16 protein-coding genes are annotated in these 20046 nt (G+C 67.5%); 12 read left to right on the top strand and 4 right to left on the bottom strand.

The annotated features are described in order from the left end of the window. The first annotated feature begins 121 nt into the window (after nucleotides 1–121). The 3 genes from ACMZPQ_RS05215 to ACMZPQ_RS05205 all read left to right on the top strand — a co-directional run bounded on the left by ACMZPQ_RS05215 (nucleotide 122) and on the right by ACMZPQ_RS05205 (nucleotide 3661). Nucleotides 122–1675 carry an MASE1 domain-containing protein gene (locus tag ACMZPQ_RS05215; RefSeq protein WP_414486080.1) on the top strand — a complete coding sequence of 518 codons (1554 nt, stop codon included), beginning with the start codon at nucleotides 122–124 and terminating at the stop codon, nucleotides 1673–1675. A 95-nt stretch (nucleotides 1676–1770) separates the two neighbouring features. Further along, complete coding sequence (locus ACMZPQ_RS05210) at nucleotides 1771–3114, top strand: diguanylate cyclase (RefSeq protein ID WP_197582915.1); 1344 nt, start codon at nucleotides 1771–1773, stop codon at nucleotides 3112–3114. Nucleotides 3115–3199: 85 nt separating this feature from the next. Further along, a complete protein-coding gene (locus tag ACMZPQ_RS05205) occupies nucleotides 3200–3661 on the top strand; it encodes a bacteriohemerythrin (protein ID WP_004151683.1) in 462 nt (153 codons plus the stop codon). Here ACMZPQ_RS05205 and ACMZPQ_RS05200 read toward each other — a convergent pair. Then, nucleotides 3642–4943 carry an MFS transporter gene (locus tag ACMZPQ_RS05200; protein WP_197582908.1) on the bottom strand — a complete coding sequence of 434 codons (1302 nt, stop codon included), beginning with the start codon at nucleotides 4941–4943 and terminating at the stop codon, nucleotides 3642–3644. The two genes, ACMZPQ_RS05205 and ACMZPQ_RS05200, sit on opposite strands and share 20 nt — an antisense overlap. A gap of 147 nt (nucleotides 4944–5090) precedes the next feature. Here ACMZPQ_RS05200 and ACMZPQ_RS05195 point away from each other — a divergent pair, with 147 nt between their 5' ends. Further along, nucleotides 5091–5732: a hypothetical protein gene (locus ACMZPQ_RS05195; protein ID WP_197582909.1), complete on the top strand. Its 642-nt coding sequence runs from the start codon at nucleotides 5091–5093 to the stop codon at nucleotides 5730–5732. Between the two features lie 155 nt (nucleotides 5733–5887). Here the strand turns inward: ACMZPQ_RS05195 and ACMZPQ_RS05190 are convergent, their stop codons facing one another. Then, nucleotides 5888–7384, bottom strand: a complete 1497-nt coding sequence (locus ACMZPQ_RS05190; protein ID WP_197582910.1) for an aldehyde dehydrogenase family protein — start codon at nucleotides 7382–7384, stop codon at nucleotides 5888–5890. A gap of 104 nt (nucleotides 7385–7488) precedes the next feature. Between ACMZPQ_RS05190 and aptA the strand changes: the two genes are divergently transcribed. From aptA to ACMZPQ_RS05155, 7 genes are all read left to right on the top strand, one after another. Continuing rightward, nucleotides 7489–8841, top strand: a complete 1353-nt coding sequence (gene aptA, locus ACMZPQ_RS05185; protein WP_197582911.1) for an omega-aminotransferase AptA — start codon at nucleotides 7489–7491, stop codon at nucleotides 8839–8841. 63 nt (nucleotides 8842–8904) lie between these two features. Continuing rightward, complete coding sequence (locus ACMZPQ_RS05180; protein WP_197582912.1) at nucleotides 8905–9783, top strand: ParB N-terminal domain-containing protein; 879 nt, start codon at nucleotides 8905–8907, stop codon at nucleotides 9781–9783. A gap of 118 nt (nucleotides 9784–9901) precedes the next feature. Then, nucleotides 9902–11188: a DUF445 family protein gene (locus tag ACMZPQ_RS05175; protein ID WP_197583717.1), complete on the top strand. Its 1287-nt coding sequence runs from the start codon at nucleotides 9902–9904 to the stop codon at nucleotides 11186–11188. Nucleotides 11189–11456: 268 nt separating this feature from the next. Beyond that, on the top strand, nucleotides 11457–13658 hold the full coding sequence (locus tag ACMZPQ_RS05170; protein ID WP_197583715.1) for a TonB-dependent siderophore receptor: 2202 nt from the start codon (nucleotides 11457–11459) through the stop codon (nucleotides 13656–13658). A gap of 106 nt (nucleotides 13659–13764) precedes the next feature. Continuing rightward, nucleotides 13765–14079: a DUF3649 domain-containing protein gene (locus tag ACMZPQ_RS05165; protein ID WP_008264584.1), complete on the top strand. Its 315-nt coding sequence runs from the start codon at nucleotides 13765–13767 to the stop codon at nucleotides 14077–14079. After that, nucleotides 14076–15704, top strand: coding sequence for a PepSY domain-containing protein (locus tag ACMZPQ_RS05160; RefSeq protein ID WP_197583714.1), 1629 nt, complete (start codon nucleotides 14076–14078; stop codon nucleotides 15702–15704). Before ACMZPQ_RS05165 ends, ACMZPQ_RS05160 begins: the two co-directional genes overlap by 4 nt. Continuing rightward, nucleotides 15701–16030, top strand: coding sequence for a DUF3325 family protein (locus ACMZPQ_RS05155; RefSeq protein ID WP_197583713.1), 330 nt, complete (start codon nucleotides 15701–15703; stop codon nucleotides 16028–16030). The genes ACMZPQ_RS05160 and ACMZPQ_RS05155 overlap by 4 nt, the downstream gene beginning before the upstream one ends. Nucleotides 16031–16375: 345 nt before the next feature. On the opposite strand, the gene rlmKL is transcribed toward ACMZPQ_RS05155, so the two are convergent. Beyond that, entirely contained in the window at nucleotides 16376–18514 is a 2139-nt protein-coding gene (gene rlmKL, locus ACMZPQ_RS05150; RefSeq protein ID WP_197583712.1) for a bifunctional 23S rRNA (guanine(2069)-N(7))-methyltransferase RlmK/23S rRNA (guanine(2445)-N(2))-methyltransferase RlmL, read from the bottom strand. 145 nt (nucleotides 18515–18659) lie between these two features. Beyond that, entirely contained in the window at nucleotides 18660–19187 is a 528-nt protein-coding gene (locus ACMZPQ_RS05145; protein ID WP_197583711.1) for a hypothetical protein, read from the bottom strand. Between the two features lie 72 nt (nucleotides 19188–19259). On the opposite strand from ACMZPQ_RS05145, the gene ACMZPQ_RS05140 reads away from it, so the two are divergent. Further along, nucleotides 19260–19826, top strand: a complete 567-nt coding sequence (locus ACMZPQ_RS05140) for an N-acetylmuramoyl-L-alanine amidase (RefSeq protein ID WP_197583710.1) — start codon at nucleotides 19260–19262, stop codon at nucleotides 19824–19826. Nucleotides 19827–20046 lie beyond the last annotated feature (220 nt).

Below are 20046 nucleotides of genomic sequence, written 5' to 3'. Positions count from 1 at the left end.
GTCGCCGGTGCGCAATTGCGCCCCCGTGCCTCTCTCTATACTGTCTTTCAAGCGTGCGTCACGGCGCATTCAAGCAATCCAATGGGACCGTCGCAACGGCACGAGCAAGGGAGGCTCGGGTTTGGACCGATTCAAGAAAGCAGTTGAGCTGAGCTTCCGCATCCGACCCGCCGGAATCGCACTCGCGGCCGTCTATGCCCTGAGCTGCCTCGCCTCGCGTCAGTTCTCGCTGGATCAGTTCTTCCTGCCCGCAGGCATCCGAGCGGCGGCATTGCTGATCGTCCCGACACGCCTGTGGCCGTATCTGCTGCTGGGCGAGTATGCGTACTTCGCAACGCTGCGCATCCCCATGATCGACACCTATGGCCTGGACTGGGTCATCCTGGCCTCCACTCTGCTGATGCCGATGGCGATGCTGGTGGTCCACCTGCACCGCAGGAAAATGCCGTCCGAAGCCGCCACGGGCCTCTGGCTGCTTTCATTGTCGATCTGCACGGCACTGTTCGTCCCGGCGCTCAACCTGAGCATTTCATATCTGCTCTGGTCGAATCCGCCGCCGAGCAACCTGCTGGATGCAGTGGATCGGACCATCTTTGGCCATTTCGCCGCCATCATCACCCTCGTACCATTGGCATTCCTCTGGTCGCGACGGCACGCCGATCCAGGCTGGGCCAACCGCTTTGTCGCCCCCACCACGCTGGCGATCCTGGTGATGCTGATACTGGGCCTGTGCATGCAGCTGACCAGCGCCAGCGCCCATACGACGCGGACGCATATGGTGCTGCTCGCCGCATTGCCCGCCATCGCTCTGACCTTCATGCATGGATGGCGCTGGGCAGCCATCGCGATCCCGCTGTTGACGCTGCCGTTGCATGGCGCGACACCCAGTACCGGGCTGCCCTCCTCCTTCGATCTGGGCACGTTTGCCACCCAGCAGAACATGGCGGTCATGAGCGTTGCACTGCTCGCACTGGGTTCGAGCATCAGCTATCACCATCAACGCGCACATGCCCGTTGGCAGGGTGAACGGAACGCCCTGCGTCTTGCACGCAGTTCGCACCAGAGCAGTGAACGTGAACTCCGCGAGCGCGCCGCCCACCTCAAACACCTGGGCGAAGGCATGGACAGCTCGCTCATTGAAATGGTCAGCTGGCTGAAATCGCAGGGCCACCACGCAGTGGCCAACAGCCTGCAACACGCTTCGTCCGTGCACTCGCGCCTGTTCCGTGAACAAGCCAGCCTGGTCTATCCGACAGGACTGGAACAGGTGGGTCTGTACGTGACGCTGCAAGCCGGCGGTGCATGCGAAATCTGGAGCGACACCCACCGCGTCACGCAACCCCGGCTGATGGGCAACCCCTGCCTGCTGAGCGTGGATCTGCAACTGGCCAGCTATCGCTCCCTGATCGAGGCGGTGTCACTGTTTCTGGAACTGGAAAACGGGCAGCTCTGCGTGCGTACCCGAAGTGGCCGGGCGGGCGGACGTCGCGGCATCGTTGCTGTCGTGAGCCTGCTCGACCGGGGTTGTACGCTGTCGACGCGCACCACCCAGCAGGCCGTCGAGCGACTAGCGGGGCGGGTGCTTGCCTACGGCGGTGCGATCCACTGCAAGGGCAATCGGCTGCGACTGGTGCTGCATGAATCGATCACCCACGCATCGCCCGTGGCCGCCTGACAGGGAATCTGGCCGGGCACCAAACGTCCGCCGCTAAAGTTGCACCCGAAACTGCCGCTATCCGTGCCGAGCCCTCCCTCGTGAGCCACCGCATCATGCCCGTGCTGCCGCAGGCCGCCCTTGATGGCGACCTGGCCGATCCGCTGCCGCAGCGGATCCTGCTGGTCGAAAACTCCCGTGCCTTCACCAGCATGCTGCGCGAGGCCATCGAGCAACGCCTGGAACTGCCGGTGGTGATCGCCTCCACCCTGGCCGAGGCCGACCGCCTGCTGAGCGAGGATGGCGGCTGGTTCCTGGTGCTGACCGGGCTGGTGCTGGCCGATGGCGACCGCGACGCGGTGGTCGAGTTCTTCCTCAAGCGCGGCCTGCCGACCGTGGTCGTCAGCAGCGTCTACGACGAGGACCTGCGCAAGCGCGTGCTGCAGCAGCAGATCATCGACTACGTGCTGAAGAACACCCCCGGCAGCATCGACTACCTGGTGTGGCTGGTGCAGCGGTTGGAGCGCAACCGTCGCATCGCCGCGCTGGTGGTGGACGACTCGCCGTCCGCACGCGGCTATGCTGCGGCGCTGCTGCGCATGTACGGCCATGAGGTGCACGAGGCCGCCGACGGCAACGAAGGCCTGGCCGCGATCGAGGCGCACCCGGCGATCCGCCTGGCGGTGGTCGACCAGGAAATGCCGGGCATGCAGGGCGTGGAATTCACCCGCCGCCTGCGTACCCTGCGCTCGCGCGACAAGGTCGCGGTAATCGGCATCTCCGGCAACACCGATGCCTCGCTGATCCCGCGCTTCCTGAAGAACGGCGCCAACGACTTCCTGCGCAAGCCCTTCTCGCGCGAGGAATTCTTCTGCCGCGTCTCGCAGAACGTGGACCAGCTGGAGCTGATCGGCACCCTGCAGGACCTGGCCACCCGCGATTTCCTCACCGGCCTGCCGAACCGGCGCTTCTTCCTGGAACAGAGCCAGCGCCAGCTGCCACAGCTGCAGCTGCATGGCCAGTGCGTGGCGGTGGCGATGATCGACATCGACCACTTCAAGCACATCAACGACACCCATGGCCACGAAGCCGGCGACGATGCGTTGCGTGCGGTGGCTGGCGCGGTGGCCGCCCACGCGCGCGGCCAGGACCTGATCGCGCGCTTCGGTGGCGAGGAGTTCTGCCTGCTGGTGCCGGACATGGAGCAGGACGAGGCGCTGCTGTACTTCGAGGCGCTGCGCCAGCGCATCGCCGCGCTGGAAGTGGACATCGGCACCGCCACCCTGCGCATGACCGTCAGCATCGGACTGTGCTGCCTGCGCCCGCAGCGCGATGCGCTGCACCGGCTGATCTCCGAGGCCGATCGCCAGCTGTACCTGGCCAAGGCCGGCGGCCGCAACCGGGTCAGCTGCACCACGGTGGCCAGCCCGCTGCGCCCACGCGAGCCGGCGCTGCCCTGACCCGCCCGCTTTGATCCAGATCAACGCCGCCTACGCAGGGCGGCTCTACAGTCGGCCCCGACATAAGCATGAAGGGGAGCCGGGGATGGCACTACTGGTCTGGCAGGACGATCTGAACATCGGCATCGATGTGATCGATCAACAACACCGCCGCATCATCGAGATGCTCAACCACCTGCACGTGGCCCAGGCCAGCATGCAGCGTGCAGCGGTGGGCGAAGTGATCGATGAGGTGGTGGACTACACCATGTCGCACTTCGCGTTCGAAGAAGAGCTGATGGAAGAAGCAGGCTATCCGTTCTGTGCCGCGCACAAGCGCGTGCATGAGGTTTTCATCAAGCGGGTCTCGGAATACCGCATGCGCTTCCAGGCCGGCGAGGACATCAGCGACGAACTGCGCACGATGCTCTCGCGCTGGCTGTTCAACCACATCCGTGGCGATGACCAGGCCTACGCCGAGCAGGTCAAGGCGCACCTGAACCAGTTCGCCCGCGAACACCAGGGCGGCGGTTGGCTGGGGCGTACGCTCAAGCGTTTCTTTGGCTGAGCCGCAGCGCGCGCCGGTGCAGCGCCACCAGCGCGCACAGGGTCGCTACCGCGGTCAGGCACAGGTAGTACCCGACCGCGACCAGGCCGAAGCGCTCGGCCAGCCAGGTCGCCAGGTACGGGGCCGGCGCCGCACCGACAATGCCGGCCAGGTTGAAGGACAGCGACGCACCGGTGTAGCGCACTTCCACCGGGTAGATCTCGGCCAGGAAGGTGCCGCAGGGGCCGTAGGTGAGGCCCATCAGGAACAGCCCCAGGCACAGGAAGGCGGTGACCAGCCACGGGCTGTGCGGCTGGAACAGCGGCGCGAACAGTACCCCGAAGCCGACGATCAGCACACTGGCGACAATCATCGTGCGACGCGTGCCCCAGCGGTCGCCGTAACGTGCCGACAACGGAATGCCCAGCGCGAAGAACAGCATGCCGGCCATCTGCATCAGCAGGAACTGTTCACGGCTATAGCCCAGCACCGCAGTACCGTGGCCGAGGCTGAACACCGTCATCAGGTAGAACAGCACGAAGGTGGCGAACGCACCCAGGGTACCCAGCAGCATCGGCACCGGGTGGTCACGCAGCACCGTCAGCATCGGCAGCCGCACCGGCGCCTTGCGTTCCAGTGCCTTCTTGAAGTCGGGTGTCTCATGGATATTCAGGCGCACCCACAGGCCAAGGCCGACCAGCAGCGCGCTGGCCACGAACGGAATGCGCCAGCCCCACTGCAGGAAGTCATCCTGGCTCAGGCAGCGGCCCAGCACCAGGAAGATGCCGGCCGACAGCAGGAAGCCCAGCGGTGCGCCGAGCTGCGGGAACATGCCGTACCACGCGCGCTTGCCCGGCGGCGCGTTCTCGGTGGCCAGCAGCACCGCCCCACCCCATTCACCGCCCAGCCCCAGGCCCTGGCCGAAGCGGCACAGCGCCAGCAGCGCCGGTGCCCACAGTCCAATCTGCGCATGCGTCGGCAGCAGCCCGATCAGCACCGTGGACAGGCCCATGGTCAGCAGCGCCGCAACCAAGGTGGCCTTGCGGCCGATGCGGTCGCCGAAATGGCCGAACACCGCCGAGCCGACCGGTCGGGCGATGAACGCCACCGCGAAGGTTGCCAGTGACTGCAGCAGCGCCGCCTGCTCGCTGCTGTCCGGGAAGAACAGGTGCGGGAACACCAGCACCGCGGCCGTGGCGTAGATGTAGAAATCGAAGAATTCGATGGTGGTGCCGATCAGGCTGGCCAGCAGGACACGGCGGGGCGAATTCGCAGGTGGCGCAGCAGCGGTGATCGTCGACATCGGCAATACGGGTTGCGGTGGATCGCCCGATTCTGCCACGGGCCGGTGGCCACACGCAGCGATGGTTTCAGCCGACACCGATGCCAACGAAATTTTTCTGGACACCCGCTAGGCTGCGCCACCGGTCCCTGCATGGATGCCTTGCCGATGGCTGCAGTCGCGTTGTCGTGGTCCGATTCCCCGAAGCTGCCGCGGATGGCGGCGTGGCTGGTGGTACTGCTGGTGCATGGCCTGATGTTGCTGTGGTTGTGGGGCAGTGGCCGGATCGTGCTGCGCGGCGATGATGACGCACGGATCTCGCTGCGCTGGCTGCCACCGGAGCCGTTTGCGCCGGCGCCGTCCCTTCCGGCGTTACCCACTGGACCGGTGACGCGCCCGGCGGCATCGGTGAAGCACCGCCGAGCTCCGTCCGCGCAGGCGGAGACCGCCCTGCCTGCGGTGGAGGCAGCGGTGGCTGAAGCGCCGCTGATCCTCGGCCTGCCTGCGGGCAGCATCGACGGTGGCGATGGCATCAGCGCCGCAGGCGTCGCACCACGCCTGATCGGTCGCCGCGAGGTGCATCCCGCGTTCGCAGCGCGTCGCAACTATTTCCGCATTCGCCGGCAGATGACCCCAGAACAGATCGTGCAGGGGGTTGCGCAGCTGCTGGGTCTGTGGCCACCGGGATACATCGTCGATCCGTGCGCACTGGGGAAACAGGACATGGACTATTTCCAGAACGCCGTTGAGGAGGACGACCGGGAGCTGCTGCGTGCGGCAGTGCTGCAGGTGAGCGCGCGTTGCCGGTAGTCTGCATTCCGCGAACGGCAGTCGAGCAAGCTCGACTCTACTCAAACGCGGCGCTTCCGTAGCGTCGAGCTTGCTCGACGGCTTTTGCCCTTCTGCATCTCGCGAAGAGCCGTCGAGCACGACTCGGCTCTACAGAAGAGCGGGCAACTGTGACGCTACAGCTGGATCCAGGTGGCCTTGATCTCGCTGTACTTGTCGAAGGCGTGCAGCGATTTGTCGCGGCCATTGCCCGACTGCTTGTAACCCCCGAAGGGCGCGCTCATGTCACCGCCATCCCAGCCGTTTACCCAGACGCTGCCGGCGCGCAGCTGGCGTGCAACGCGATGGGCACGGTCCAGGTCGCGCGTCCACAGGCCCGCGGCCAGTCCGTAACGACTGTCGTTGGCCACGCGCACCGCCTCGGCCTCGTCATCGAAACCGAGCACCGCCAGCACCGGCCCGAACACTTCTTCGCGTGCCAACGCCTGCTCCGGCCGCACCTGGTCGAACACCGTGGGTTGCACATAGCATCCGCCCGTTTCCACCTCGGCCCGATGCCCGCCCATCAGCAGGCGCGCGCCCTCGCCTTCGGCGCGTGCGATGTCGGCCATCACCTTGTCCACGTGCGCGGCGTCGACCAGCGCCCCCATCGGCGCATCGGCTTCCAGCGGATGGCGGGGCTGCATGTGCTGGCCATAGGCGATCACCTGGCGCACGAAGTCCTCGCGGATCGAGCGCTGCACCAGCAGTCGCGAACCGGCGGTGCAGACTTCGCCCTGGTTGAAGAAAATGCCCTGCGCTACGCCCTTGGCCGCTGCGTCCAGATCCGGCGCGTCAGCAAACACCAGGTGCGGGCTCTTGCCGCCGCACTCCAGCCAGACGCGTTTGAGGTTGGACCGCCCGGCGTACTCCAGCAGCTTCGCGCCGGTGGCGGTGGACCCGGTGAAGGCCAGCACGTCCACGTCCATGTGCAGGGCCAGCGGTTCACCCAGCCGCGTGCCCTGCCCGGGCAGCACGTTCAGCACGCCCTCCGGCAGCCCGGCCTCGGCGGCCAGCGCCGCCAACCGCAGCGCCGACAATGGCGAGCGTTCGGAGGGCTTTAGCACCACCGAGTTGCCCATCGCCAGGGCCGGGGCGATCTTCCAGCAGGCCATCAACAATGGGAAATTCCACGGCACGATCGCAGCGACCACGCCGGCGGCTTCGCGGGTGACCAGGCCCAGTTCATGCGGTCCGGTGGGTGCGATTTCGCCGTACAGCTTGTCCACCGCCTCGGCGGTCCAGGCCAGGCAGCGCACCACGCCGGGCAGGTCGATGCGGCGCGCGTCGCGCACCGGCTTGCCCATGTCCAGGGTTTCCAGCAGGGCCAGCTCGTCGGCGTGTTTTTCCACCAACGCCGCCAACGCCAACAGCACGCGCTTGCGATCGGCAGGGCTGGCCTGCGACCAGTGGCCAGCCTCGAAAGCACGCCGCGCGGCCAGCACCGCGCGCTCCACGTCCTGCACGTCGCAGTCGGCGACCGCGGCCAGCACGCGGCCATCGATCGGGCTGATGCAGGCAAAGCGCGCACCGCTGGCAGCATCGACGTAGCGGCCATCGATGAAGGCCTGGTTCGGCATCGCCAGCTGCTGGGACAGCGCATGCCAGTGGCTGCGGTCGGGGAAGTCGGCCATGTCGGGCTCCTCGGAACAGTTTCCCCGGTTATACCGGCGTGGCCGCGACTCCACTGTGACGCAGCTGCGCTACATTCCCCCCATCGGACCCGGATGGAGCTGGCATGAAACGTCCCGCGAGCGACCTGCACGACCTGGCCACCCAGCGCCCGGAATCCGTGGACGCGTACTGGATGCCGTTCACCGCCAATCGCCAGTTCAAGGCGGCACCGCGTGTACTGGTGCGCGCCGAGGGCATGCACTACGAGGATGTCGACGGCCGCCAGATCCTCGACGGCACCGCCGGGCTCTGGTGCTGCAACGCCGGCCATGCCCGGCCGCACATCGTCGAGGCCATCGTCGACCAGGCTCGCACCCTGGATTACTCGCCCGCCTTCCAGATGGGGTCGCCACCGGCATTCGCGCTGGCGGAGCGCCTCGCGGCACTGGCACCGGGCGCGCTCAACCATGTGTTCTTCACCAACTCCGGCTCGGAGGCGGTGGATACCGCGATGAAGATCGTGCTGGCCTACCATCGCCAGCGCGGCGAAGGCCAGCGCACGCGCTTCATCAGCCGCGAGAAGGCCTACCACGGCGTCGGCTTCGGTGGCATGGCGCTGGGCGGGCTGCCGAACAATCGCAAGGCCTTCGGCCTGCAGCTGGGCGGCGTCGATTACCTGCGCCACACCCTGGACCTGCAGCGGAATGCGTTCAGCAAAGGCCTGCCACGCCAGGGCGCGGAGCTGGCCGATGACCTGGAACGGCTGATCGCGCTGCACGACGCCTCCACCATCGCGGCGGTGTTCGTTGAACCCGTCGCCGGTTCCGCCGGGGTGATCCTGCCGGCGCCGGGTTACCTGCAGCGCCTGCGCGAGCTGTGCGACCACCACGGCATCCTGCTGGTATTCGATGAGGTCATCACCGGTTTCGGCCGGGTCGGCATGCCCTTCGCCGCACAGCGCTTCGGGGTCACCCCCGACCTGCTGACCTTCGCCAAGGCGGTCAGCAATGGCGCGGTGCCACTGGGCGGCGTGCTGGCCAGCGATGCGGTGCATGCCACGCTGATGCAGTCGCCGCCGCAGGCCATCGAGCTGTTCCACGGCTACACCTACTCCGGCCACCCGCTGGCCTGCGCGGCGGCACTGGCCACATTGCAGGTCTATGCCGAGGAGCGCCTGTTCGAACGGGCGATCGAACTGGGCGAGTACTGGCAGGAGCGCTTGCATGCACTGCAGGGGCTGCCCAACGTGATCGACATCCGCAACTTCGGGCTGGTCGGCGCGGTGGAGCTGGCGCCCCGCCGCGACGCCCCCGGCAGCCGCGGGTATGAGGTGTTCCGCCGCTGCTTCCACGACGGCCGGCTGCTGGTGCGCTGTACCGGCGACATCATCGCGCTGTCGCCGCCGCTGATCGTGGACAAGGCGCAGATCGACCAGATCACCGGCACCCTGGGCGAGATGATCCGGGCCACCGCCTGAGCCCGGGCCGGCGGTGGCGAGCGGGTACAATGGGCGGTTCCGCTCCTGCTCGTTGCCGTGCCCATGGATATCGTCGTCAAAGAAGAACTCAAGGCCTATATCGACCCGCTGACCGCGGACGAACATGACGCGCTGGAGCGCAGCATCCTGGCCGAAGGCTGCCGTGATGCGCTGGTGCTGTGGGGCGATGTGCTGGTCGACGGGCATAACCGCTTCGGCATCTGCCAGAAGCACGGCCTGCCGTTCAACACCGTGCAGAACACCCGCTTCCAGAGCATGGAAGACGTGCACTTGTGGATGATCGAGCAGCACCTGGGCCGCCGCAGCGTGTCCGACTTCCAGCGCGGCGTGCTGGCGCTGCGCAAGCGCGACATCCTGGCCGCGCGCAAGCAGGTCGAGCAAGCCCAGCTGCAGCGCGAGAGCGATGGCACCGCCGAAGTCACCGACGATGGCGGCGAAGACAGCCCGCCGTGGGAACCGGCACCGAAGATCAGCCGTGCCGAGCTGGCCCGCGAGGCCAAGCTGAGCGCCAGCCAGGTCGGCATGATCGAACGCATCCACGCCCAGGCTGCGGCCGAGGTGGTGGAGGCGGTGAAGGCCGGCGTGATCTCGATCAGCGCCGCCGCTGCGGTGGCCGACCTGCCGGAAGACGAGCAGCGCGCTGCCGCTGCCGGTGGCAAGGACGAGCTGAAGCAGGCCGCCAAGCGGGTGCGCGAGTCCAAGCGCAAGCCGCGCGCACCGAAGCCTGAAGCGGCCGAGATGGATTTCGAGGAGCCCAGCGAGGACGAGATTGCCAGCCGCGATGCCGAGGTGCTGTCGGCACTGGAACAGCTGGGCGAGGACGCACCGGCGCTGCGCCGCCGCGTGGTCGCGCTGACCCGCGAGAACGATACCCTGCGCGCGCAGCTGGCCGCGCTGCGCAAGCAACTCGAAGCACTCTGAACCAGCGGGTAGTGCCGGCCGCTGGCCGGCAACCCCATGAACGTTCCGGGTGCGTTGCGGATGCCGGCCAGCGGCCGGCACTACCCGATGCTCATGCAGGGCCGGGTAGACTTCGGGCATGACGCCTGCCAACGACCCGCGCCGTGCACAGCTGCGCCGCCTCAAAGCCCTCGCGCTTGGCCTGCTGCTGTTGATGCTGGCCGGCTTCGCGGTCAGCCACTGGCAGGGTGAGCGCGGCATATGGGCCTGGGTGTCGGCGTTCTGCGAGGCCGCGGCGGTTGGCGCGCTGGCCGACTGGTTCGCCGTCGTCGCCCTGTTCCGGCGGCCGATGGGGCTGCCGATTCCGCACACCGCGATCATCCCGCGCAGCAAGGAACGCATCGGTGACAGCCTGGCCCTGTTCGTGCGCGACCAGTTCCTGGAGCCGGGCGTGCTGCTGGCCAAGCTGCAGGTATTCGATCCAGCCAGCCGCCTGGGCAGCTGGCTGGCCGACCCCGCTCGCTCGCGGATGCTGGCCGACATGGCCCGTGGCTGGGCGTTGCAGGCACTGGATTTCTTCGACGAAACGGCCGTACGCCGGCAGCTGCATGCCTTCGTGGTGCAGCAGCTGCGGCAATGGAACGCGGCAGCCACCGCCGGCGAACTGCTGGCCCTGCTGACCGCCGATGGCCGCCACCAGCGCGTGCTGGACGAAGGCCTGCAACGGCTGGGGCGCTGGCTGGAACAGCCGGAAGTGAAGGAGCGCGCCTCGCAGCTGATCGTGCGTTACATCCAGCGCGAATGGCCGACGCTGTCGAGCACGGTGAACTGGGTCAAGCCGATCGACGAGATCGGCGACAGCCTGGCCGAGCGCTTGGCGCGGGCGGTGCTGGAGGAGCTGCAACAGGTGCTGGCCGAGCCGCAGCATCCACTGCGCCAGGACTACGAGAGCTGGTTGCAGAATTATGTGCAGCGCCTGCGCGAAGATCCGGCGCTGGCCGAGCGCATCGAACAGCTCAAGCAGGAAATGATCGACCACCCCGCCCTGCAGGACTACGTGCAGGGGCTGTGGGCGCGCATCCACGCCAGCCTGCGCGCGGACCTGCAGCGCGAGGATTCGGCGCTGGTTGGCCACCTGCAGCGCAGCCTGGCTTCGCTGGGCAGCAGCCTGCAGGCCGACCCCGCCCTGCGCGATGCGCTGAACCAGCACCTGCTGGAAGGCGCACAGCGGCTGACCGGACGCCTGCGCGAGGGTGTGACCACGCACATCGCGCAGACCGTGAAGGGCTGGGACGAGCGCCACTTGGTCGAGCAGCTGGAACTGAGCGTGGGCCGCGACCTGCAGTTCATCCGCTTCAACGGCACCCTGGTAGGCGGGCTGATCGGCCTGCTGCTGCATGCGGCAACGGTGCTGCTCCGCTTCTGAAGCGCACCCTGCACTGGCCTGCGCGCCGTCACGCTTGATTAACGAAATGCGAATGCCTATCATTTGCTAATCGGTTGTACGCTTAGCCAAGCGGGGCACGCAGGCACCCACCCGCCCCTTCGCCCGTGTACATGCCCCGACTACCGGGTCGCCCGCACCTCGCGGGTGGCGCACCGTCGATGGGACTCGCTGGGCGACGTGCGCGGAGCGCACGGCTGCTGCGTCTGCGCATTCCATCGCCTGTTTCGTCCTGCATGGAATCGCACCGATGGCAACGCCGCTGAACCTCCCTCGTCCCACTCTGCTGGCCCTGGCCGTGACCGCACTGATGATCGCCCCGCTGGCCCACGCCGACGGCACCGCCGAATCCTCCGCGCGCACGCTGGACACCGTGAAGGTGACCGCCGACGGCGAGATTCCCAACAGCTATACGGTCAAGGGCGCACGCAGTGCGACCAAGCTGGACCTGTCGCTGCGCGAGACGCCGCAGTCGGTAACGGTGATCACCCGCCAGCGGCTGGACGACATGGGCCTGTTCTCCTTGTCGGACGTGATGGGCCAGGTCACCGGCGTCAGCGTATCGGTCACCGACAGCGAGCGCATCAACTACGTCTCGCGCGGCTACACCATCGACAATTTCCAGATCGACGGCATGCTCAACACGTTCGGTGGCTCGGTCAAGACCAACACCGACAACGTGATCTACGAGCGCATCGAAGTGATCCGCGGCGCCACCGGCCTGACCACCGGCGCCGGCGATCCGTCGGGCACCATCAGCATGATCCGCAAGCGCCCCACCGACACCTTCCAGATGGGCGCCAACCTCACCGTGGGCCGCTGGAACAATCGCCGCCTGGAAGCCGACCTCGGCGGCCCGGTCGCCTGGGACGGACGCATCCGTGCGCGCGTGGTCGCCGCCAAGCAGCAGAGCGATTCGTTCCGTGATGTCTACGCGCTGGACAAGGACGTGTTCTACGGCATCGTGCAGGCCGACCTGAGCGACCGCACGCTGTTCGAGGTGGGCTATGAATACCAGTCGCCGCGCACCACCGGCGTGACCTGGGGCGTGGTGCCGTACTGGGGCGCCGATGGCGCGCCGGCCAACCTGCCGCGCTCGACCAACCTGTCGGCCTCGTGGAGCGCGTGGCCGATCGTGGAGAAGACCAGCTTCGCGCGCCTGGAGCAGCAGCTGGGCAATGGCTGGTCGGTGAAGGGCAACCTCAGCCACGCCGTGCGCGATACCGATGGCAGCGTCTGGTACGGCGCGGCCGGCTATCCGCGCGCCGATGGCACCGGCATCACCGCCTATATCTCGCACTTCAACGAGCACAGCACGATGGACGTGTTCGACGTCAACGTCGGCGGACCGTTCCAGTTGTTTGGCCGTGAGCACGAACTGGTGTTCGGGCTGGGCCAAGCGGTGCGCAAGGGCGAATCGGAGGCGATGTCATTCGATTCCAGCGCGCCGGGCTACTCGCAGGTGCCCGACTGGCGCCACTGGACCGGCGAGGTGCCGGTACTTCCGGTGACCCGCCTGGGTCGCCTGTCGTCGCAGGACGAGCTGCGCCAACGCGCCGCCTATGTGGCGGCCCGCCTGCGCCTGGCCGACCCGTTGCTGGCCGTGGTGGGCGCCCGCTATGGCAGCTGGGAAACCCGCAAGTGGGCCTATGGCTACGACGCCAACGGCAACCGCAACAGCACCACGCGCACCGGCTACCGGCCGGACGACATGCTCACCCCGTATGCCGGCCTGGTCTACAACTTCAATTCGATCTTCAGCGGCTATGTCAGCTACACCGACATCTTCAAGCCCCAGAACTATCGCGACCGCAATGGCAACTACCTGGAGCCGGTGATCGGCGACATGTACGAAGCGGGCGTCAAGGCCGAGTTCTTCGGTGGCCTGCTCAATGCCTCCGCCGCCGTGTTCGAAGGCAAGCAGGACAACGTCGCCGAGATCGACGATTCGGTGCCGGTGAATTCGCTGCCCGATGGCGGCCAGGCCTACCGCTCCACCGGCAAGGGCAACAAGGTCAAGGGCTGGGAAATCGAGAGCCAGGGCAGCATCGGAGAGCAGTGGAACGTCTCGGCCGGCTTCGCCCATACCGTCATCCGCAACAACGACGGCGTGCTGCAACGGACTACCGCTCCGCAGGACACCTTCCGGCTCAACACCAGCTGGCGCCCCGGCGGTATCGATGGCCGCTTCTGGCTGGGCGGTGGCGTGACCTGGCAGAGCCGCATCTGGAGCACCAGCACCAAGGCCGATCGCAGCAAGGCCAACATCACCCAGGACGCGTTCTACCTGGTCAACCTCGCCGGCGGTTACCGCTTCAACGAGAACTTCAGCGCCCAGCTGAACATCAACAACCTGCTGGACAAGAAGTACTTCAACAACGTCGGTTTCTACAACGGCGTGTACTGGGGCGAACCGCGCAACGTCACCGTGACGCTGCGCTGGAAGCTCTGACCCTGATGGATGGCGCCGGTTCTGCGACCGGCGCCCGGCCACGGATGGCCAACCCCGGCGCGCTTCGGTGCGCCGGCCTTCTCCCACTGAAACCAGCAGGAACGCCGTGGACCGCTCGCCCGCAACCGCCAGCCCCCGCACCTTCTTCTCCAACCCGCGCTGGGGCGTGCTGTCACGCTCGCTGGCCGCGATCTTCGGCGGCTACGCGCTGGCTTCGGTGACCAGCGTGTTCTGCGCGGTCGCGCTGCCCGGCGCGCGCGGGCAGACCGTGCTGACCGGCATGCTGCTGGCCATCCTGGTCGCCGCCTGCGCCGCGCTGTGGGCGTTTGCCACCCGTAGTGCGCTGCGCGCCTGGGTCGGCATCCTCGCTCCCACCCTGCTGATGGCCGCCGTCGCGCGCCTGCTGGGGGCCTGGGCATGAAGAACGGATTCCGCCAATCGATGGCCTGGCTGCACACCTGGACCGGCCTGCTGGTCGGCTGGCTGCTGCTGTTGATCTTCATGGCCGGCACCGCCAGCTACTACCGCGAAGAAATCAGCCGCTGGATGCGCCCGGAGCTGCCGTCCAGCAAGGTCAGCATCGACGTGGCCGCGCAGCGCGCGGTGGACTACCTGCAGGCCAACGCCAGCCAGGCCGAGAACTGGTTCGTCACCCTGCCGCAGCCGCGCAACCCGGCCATGCAGATGTTCTGGCGGCTGCCGCCGGAGCTGGCCGACCCCAGCCGTGGCCGTCGCGGAGGTTTCGGCGATGCCACGCTGGACCCGAATACCGGGCAGGCCCTGAAGGCGCGCGAGACCCGTGGCGGCGACTTCTTCTACCGCCTGCACTTCGACCTGCATTACATCCCTGTGCTGTGGGCACGCTACCTGGTCGGCTTCTGCGCGATGTTCATGCTGGTGGCGATCATCACCGGCGTCATCACCCACAAGAAAATCTTCAAGGACTTCTTCACCTTCCGCAAGGACAAGGGCCTGCGGTCGTGGCTGGATTTCCACAACGTCAGCGCAGTGATGGCACTGCCTTACCACGCGATGATCACCTACACCGGCATCGTCACCCTGATGATCATGTACCTGCCGTGGGGGGTGAAAGTCGCCTACCCGCAGGACGAGGACAAGTTCTTCAGCGAAGCCTTCGGCGGCATGCCGGAGGTGACCGCGCCGGCCGAGGGCCGCGCCACCCCGCTGCCGATCGCGCAGCTGCTGGACAGCGCACGTGCGCACTGGCATGGCGTGGAAGTGGCCGGTTTCACCGTATCCAATCCGGGCGCGGCCAATGCGGTGATCGACATCCGCCAGCGCGACGGCAAGCGCCTGTCCACCGACACCCCGGCCGTGCGCTACGACATGATCAACGGCACGCTGCTGGAAGAGACCCCGCCCTCCGGGGGCGCCACCGCCACCCGAGGCGTGCTGTACGGCCTGCACCTGGCGCGCTTCGCCGACTGGGGCCTGCGCGCCTTGTTCTTCCTGTCCGGCCTGGTCGGTTGCCTGATGGTGGCCAGCGGCGTCGTGCTGTGGGCAGTGAAGGAACGGCCGAAGCACGCCAAGAGTGGCCGTACCGGCTTCGGCCTGCGCTTGGTCGATGCACTGAACATCGGCACCGTGGCCGGCCTGCCGATCGCGTTCGCCGCCTACTTCTGGGGCAACCGCCTGCTGCCGCTGGACATTGCCGAGCGCTCCAGCGCCGAAGCCAATGTGTTCTTCTACGCCTGGGGCGCGGCACTGCTGGCGGCCTTCATCTGGCCGAAGCGGATGATGTGGGCGTGGCAGTTGTACCTGGGCGCCGCCGCGTTCGCGCTGGTGCCGGTGGTCAACGCGCTGACCACGCATGCGCATCTGGGCGTGACCCTGCGCAACGGTGACTGGGTGCTGGCCGGCGTCGACCTGTCGATGATTGCCTTCGGCGCGATGCTGGCGCTGTGCGGCTGGCGCATGCAGCGTTGGACGCCGCCGCTGTCGGCGGCCGAGAAGAAGAAGCGTGCGGCGGCGGCAACTGCGACCAGAACACAGGTTGAAACGGCTGAAGCGGAGGCCAGCGCATGATGCTGCTCGCACTGGCGCTGTCGTTCTCTGCGTTCACCGCACTCTCGCTGGCGATGGAGAAGCATCAGCACGACCTGCATGGCAAGGCCGCCGCCACACCGGCTCGGCGCACGCAATGGCGGGTGCTGGGTTGGGCCCTGCTGACTGTTGCGTTCGCGTTGTGCGTGGCCGACCACGGCTGGGCCATGGGCCCGGTGCTGTGGCTGGGCACGATGACGGTAGGCGGCGTAGCGCTGTCGTTCGGGTTGTATCCGTATCGGCCGACGTGGATCGCGCCGCTGGCGATCGCACTGCCCGTGGCCGGTCTGCTGGTGGCGTTGCTGTAGCCGCCATCCACGCATGGCGTGGATCTACTGAACAACCATCCACGCATGGCGTGGATCTACTGAACAACCATCCACGCATGGCGTGGATCTACTGAACTGCCATCCACGCATGGCGTGGATCTACTGAACTGCCATCCACGCATGGCGTGGATCTACTGAACAACCATCCACGCATGGCGTGGATCTACTGAACAACCGTCCACGCATGGCGTGGATCTACTAACAACCATCCACGCGTGGCGTGGATCTAGCGGCCAGATGGGGGTAGTGCCGGCCGCTGGCCGGCATCCCATGAACCTCTGCGGATCTGTCACCGTTGCCGGCCAGCGGCCGGCACTACCGGGATTACCCCAACCGCTTCAATTCCCACGCGCGGTGGATGCGCGCGTTGCGCTCGAAATCCGGGCCGATGGTGCGCGCGGTGATCTCGCGGCACTGGGCGAACTCGGCGATGGCGTTCTCTTCCAGCTTGAAGCGGCGGAAGTTGTTGGAGAAGTACAGCACGCCGCCCGGTGCCAGCCGTGCCACCGCAGCGCGCAGCAGCTTCACCTGTTCGCGCTGCACGTCGAAGTCATCGGCGCGTGCGGAATTGGAGAAGGTCGGCGGATCGCAGAAGATCACGTCGTACTGTCCACGGTCGCCTTCCAGCCACGCCATCGCGTCGGCCTGCACCAGCAGGTGCTGGTTGCCGCCCTGCCCGTTCAACGCCAGGTTGTCGTAGCACCACTGCAGGTAGGTCGCCGACAGGTCGACGCTGGTGGTGCTGGCGGCACCGGCCACGGCCGCCTGCACGCTGGCCACGCCGGTGTAGCAGAACAGGTTGAGGAAGCGCTTGCCGCGCACCTGCTCGGCCATCATCCGGCGCAGCGGGCGATGGTCGAGGAACAGGCCGGTATCCAGGTAATCGAACAGGTTCACCTGCAACAGCGCGTTGTTCTCACGCACCACGATGAACTCGTCGCGCTGTTCGAAGCGGCCGTACTTGCTGCCGCCCTTGCCACGCTCGCGCGACTTCATCGACACCTGTTCCGGCGGCACGCCGAACACTTCACGCGCAGCGGCCAGCAGTTCGTTGCGGCGACGGCGCACGTCGTTTTCCGGAATCGCCGCCGGTGCCGCGTATTCCTGCACGTGCAGGAAGGTGCGGCGCTGGCCACCGTCTTCCTCGTAGACGTCGATGGCCGCCGCGTATTCCGGCAGGTCGGCATCGTAGGCGCGGAAGCAGGTGATGTCCTCGCGCGCGCGCCAGCTCTTGAACTTCTTCAGGTTCTTGCGCAGGCGGTTGGCCACCATCTGCGCGCCTTCGCTCAGCTCGCGCGGCTGCGCCGGGTCGCGGCCCGGCACGGCGATCGGATCACACACGATCAGCGCACATTCCAGCGCGCCGTTGAACATCTGGTACTTCTTGCCGGCGCGCAGGCCGGTGGCGAAGGCCAGTTCGTCGTTGCCGCACAGCAGGGCCGCGCGCCACTGCGGCACCGCCTTCTGCAGAGCATTGCCCAGCGCGCGGTACAGCGCCGGATCAGCCGCCAGGCGCTCGTCGTACGGCGGGTTGCAGACCACCGCACCGATCTCCTGCTCCGGCGCGGCCAGGTCAGCCACATCGGCGCGGGTGAAGCGGATGGCGTGGGCGACGCCGGCCACTTCGGCATTCTCGCGGGCGGCCTGGATCGCCACCGGGTCGATGTCGCTGCCGTGGATGACCGGCTTCAGCGCGGCCAGTCCAGCGGCTTCGCGGTCACGCGCCTCGCTCTGGATCGCCTTCCAGGCGGCCTTGTCGAAGCCCAGCCAGCGGCTCGGCGGCAGGCTTCCGTGGCGCATCAGGCCGGGGGCGACGTCGGCGGCCATCAGCGCGCCTTCGATCAGCAGCGTACCGCTGCCGCACATCGGGTCCAGCAGGCCACCGCCGGCGGCATGCAGGCGCGGCCACTGCGCGCGCAGCAGCAGGGCGGCAGCCAGGTTCTCCTTCAGCGGCGCCTCGTGGGCGGCACCGCGCCAGCCACGGCGGTGCAGCGAGCCGCCGCCGAGGTCGATCGACAGCGAGGCACGGCCCTTGCGCAGCGACAGGTTCACGCGCACGTCGGGCAGGTCGGTATTGACCGAAGGCCGTTCCAGGCCTTCATCGCGCATGCGGTCGACGATGGCGTCCTTGATCCGCTGCGCAGCAAAGCGCGCGTGCGTGATCTTGTCGCCGGAGACGTGCGCATCCACCGCCAGGGTCATTTCCGGCTTGATGTGCTCGTGCCACGGCAGCGCACGCACGCCGTCGTACAGCGCCTGTTCGTCCGGGCACTCGAACGCGTCGATCGGCCACAGCACGCGACTGGCCAGGCGCGACCACATCACGATCCGCAGCGCCTGCTCCAGTTCGCCCTCGGCGTTGACGCCGGCAATGGTGGCGGTGGCCTTGCCAAGGCCCAGGGCCGACAGTTCATCGGCAAGCAGGTATTCCAGGCCCTTGGCGCAGGAGACGAAGAATTTCACGGGATCGGTTCGCAGGTGGTCGGGCGCAGCGCAGGGGCCAAGCCGGTCGGAAAGGAGGGCCGCAAGCACGGCCAGCAGGCCCGCGCCGGGGGCGGCGGGGCTGCCATTGTAGTCAAAGCGGGCGGGCGCGCCGTGCGCCCGGGCTTCACAGTTGCTGCAGCAGGCGCTCGAAGGCCTGCGCGGCGGCCTCCACGTGGTGCTCCAGGCGGTGCCCGTCGTCGACCAGCAGCAATTGCGCAGCACGCGCCTGCGCCCAGGCGATCACCCCGGCGGCCGGCACCACGTCGTCATGCCAGGCCTGCACCACGCTGGTGGGCACCGCCGCAGCGTCCAGCGCCGGCATCGGGCCCATGGTGGTCGGCGGCACCATCAGGAACAGGCCGGCCACCGGCACCTGCAGCGAGGCGATGGCGGAGATGTAGGCCCCCAGGCTTGACCCGGCCAGCACCACTGGCCCTTGCCGGGCAGCGAGGGTGGCACGCTCGACCAGGCGGCGCAGGCGGGTCGGCACGTCACCCACCCGGCTGACCTCGCTCATCGCGTCCAGGTCGGTGTAGTCGGGGCGTTCGTGGGTCCAGCCCAGGCGCTGTGCCACCTCGGCCAGCGCGGTGACCTTGGTCGCTTCCGGGCCGCTCTCGAAGCCGTGGGACAGGATGCAGTGGCCGCGGCTCACGCACACGCTCCGCGCGCGTGGACCGACAAGGAAAGGGAAGGCAGGTTCATGCCGCAATGCTAGCATCGCCGGATGCCCAACCCGCTCCTGCCCGGCCTGCAGCTGCAGCCCCTGCCCTACCAAGACCGTCTGCCATTGCGCGACCCGGCCACGCTGGAGATGGTGGTGATCCACTGCACCGAGCTGCCCGATCTGGCGATGGCCCGCGAATACGGCGAGCGCGTGCTGTACGACAGTGGCGCCGGCAACAGCGGCCACTTCTACATCGACCGCGACGGCCTTGTGGTGCAGTACGTGGCGCCGGAACGGGTGGCCCACCACGTGCGCGGCATGAACGCGCATACGCTGGGCATTGAACTGGTCAACAGCGGGCGCTACCCGCACTGGTTCGACAGCCGCCACCAGGCGATGGATGAGCCATATACCGAGGCGCAGCTGGTGGCACTGGAGCAGCTGCTGCTGGCACTGGTGGCGCGCTACCCGTCGCTGCGGCGGATTGCCGGGCACGACCAGCTGGATCTTGAGCAGGTGCCGGCCAGTGATGATGCGGCACTGACGGTGGCGCGCAAGCGTGATCCGGGGCCGTTGTTCCCGTGGGAACGGGTGCTGGCGAAGGTGCCGCTGCAGTCGGTGGGTTGATCGGCAGGGCTGCGCCCTGCACCCGCAGAGGCAACGGCAACGGCCGAAGCAACGGCAACAGCGGGCAATCCGTGGGATGGCGGGGTGGGTCCGGTTGCGGGGGACGCTGCAAGTACGTCCATGTAAGCTCGGTCGCCGCATCCATGCGGCTCACGCCCCCGCAACCGGACCCACCCCGCCTTCGACAGATTCCGGCTGCTGTTGGTGGGTGTCGACCTTG

Source organism: Stenotrophomonas maltophilia (assembly GCF_047497515.2).
GTDB lineage: Bacteria > Pseudomonadota > Gammaproteobacteria > Xanthomonadales > Xanthomonadaceae > Stenotrophomonas.
The sequence above is the reverse complement of the archived record's forward strand: the minus strand, read 5'-3'. Positions and strand labels throughout refer to the sequence as shown.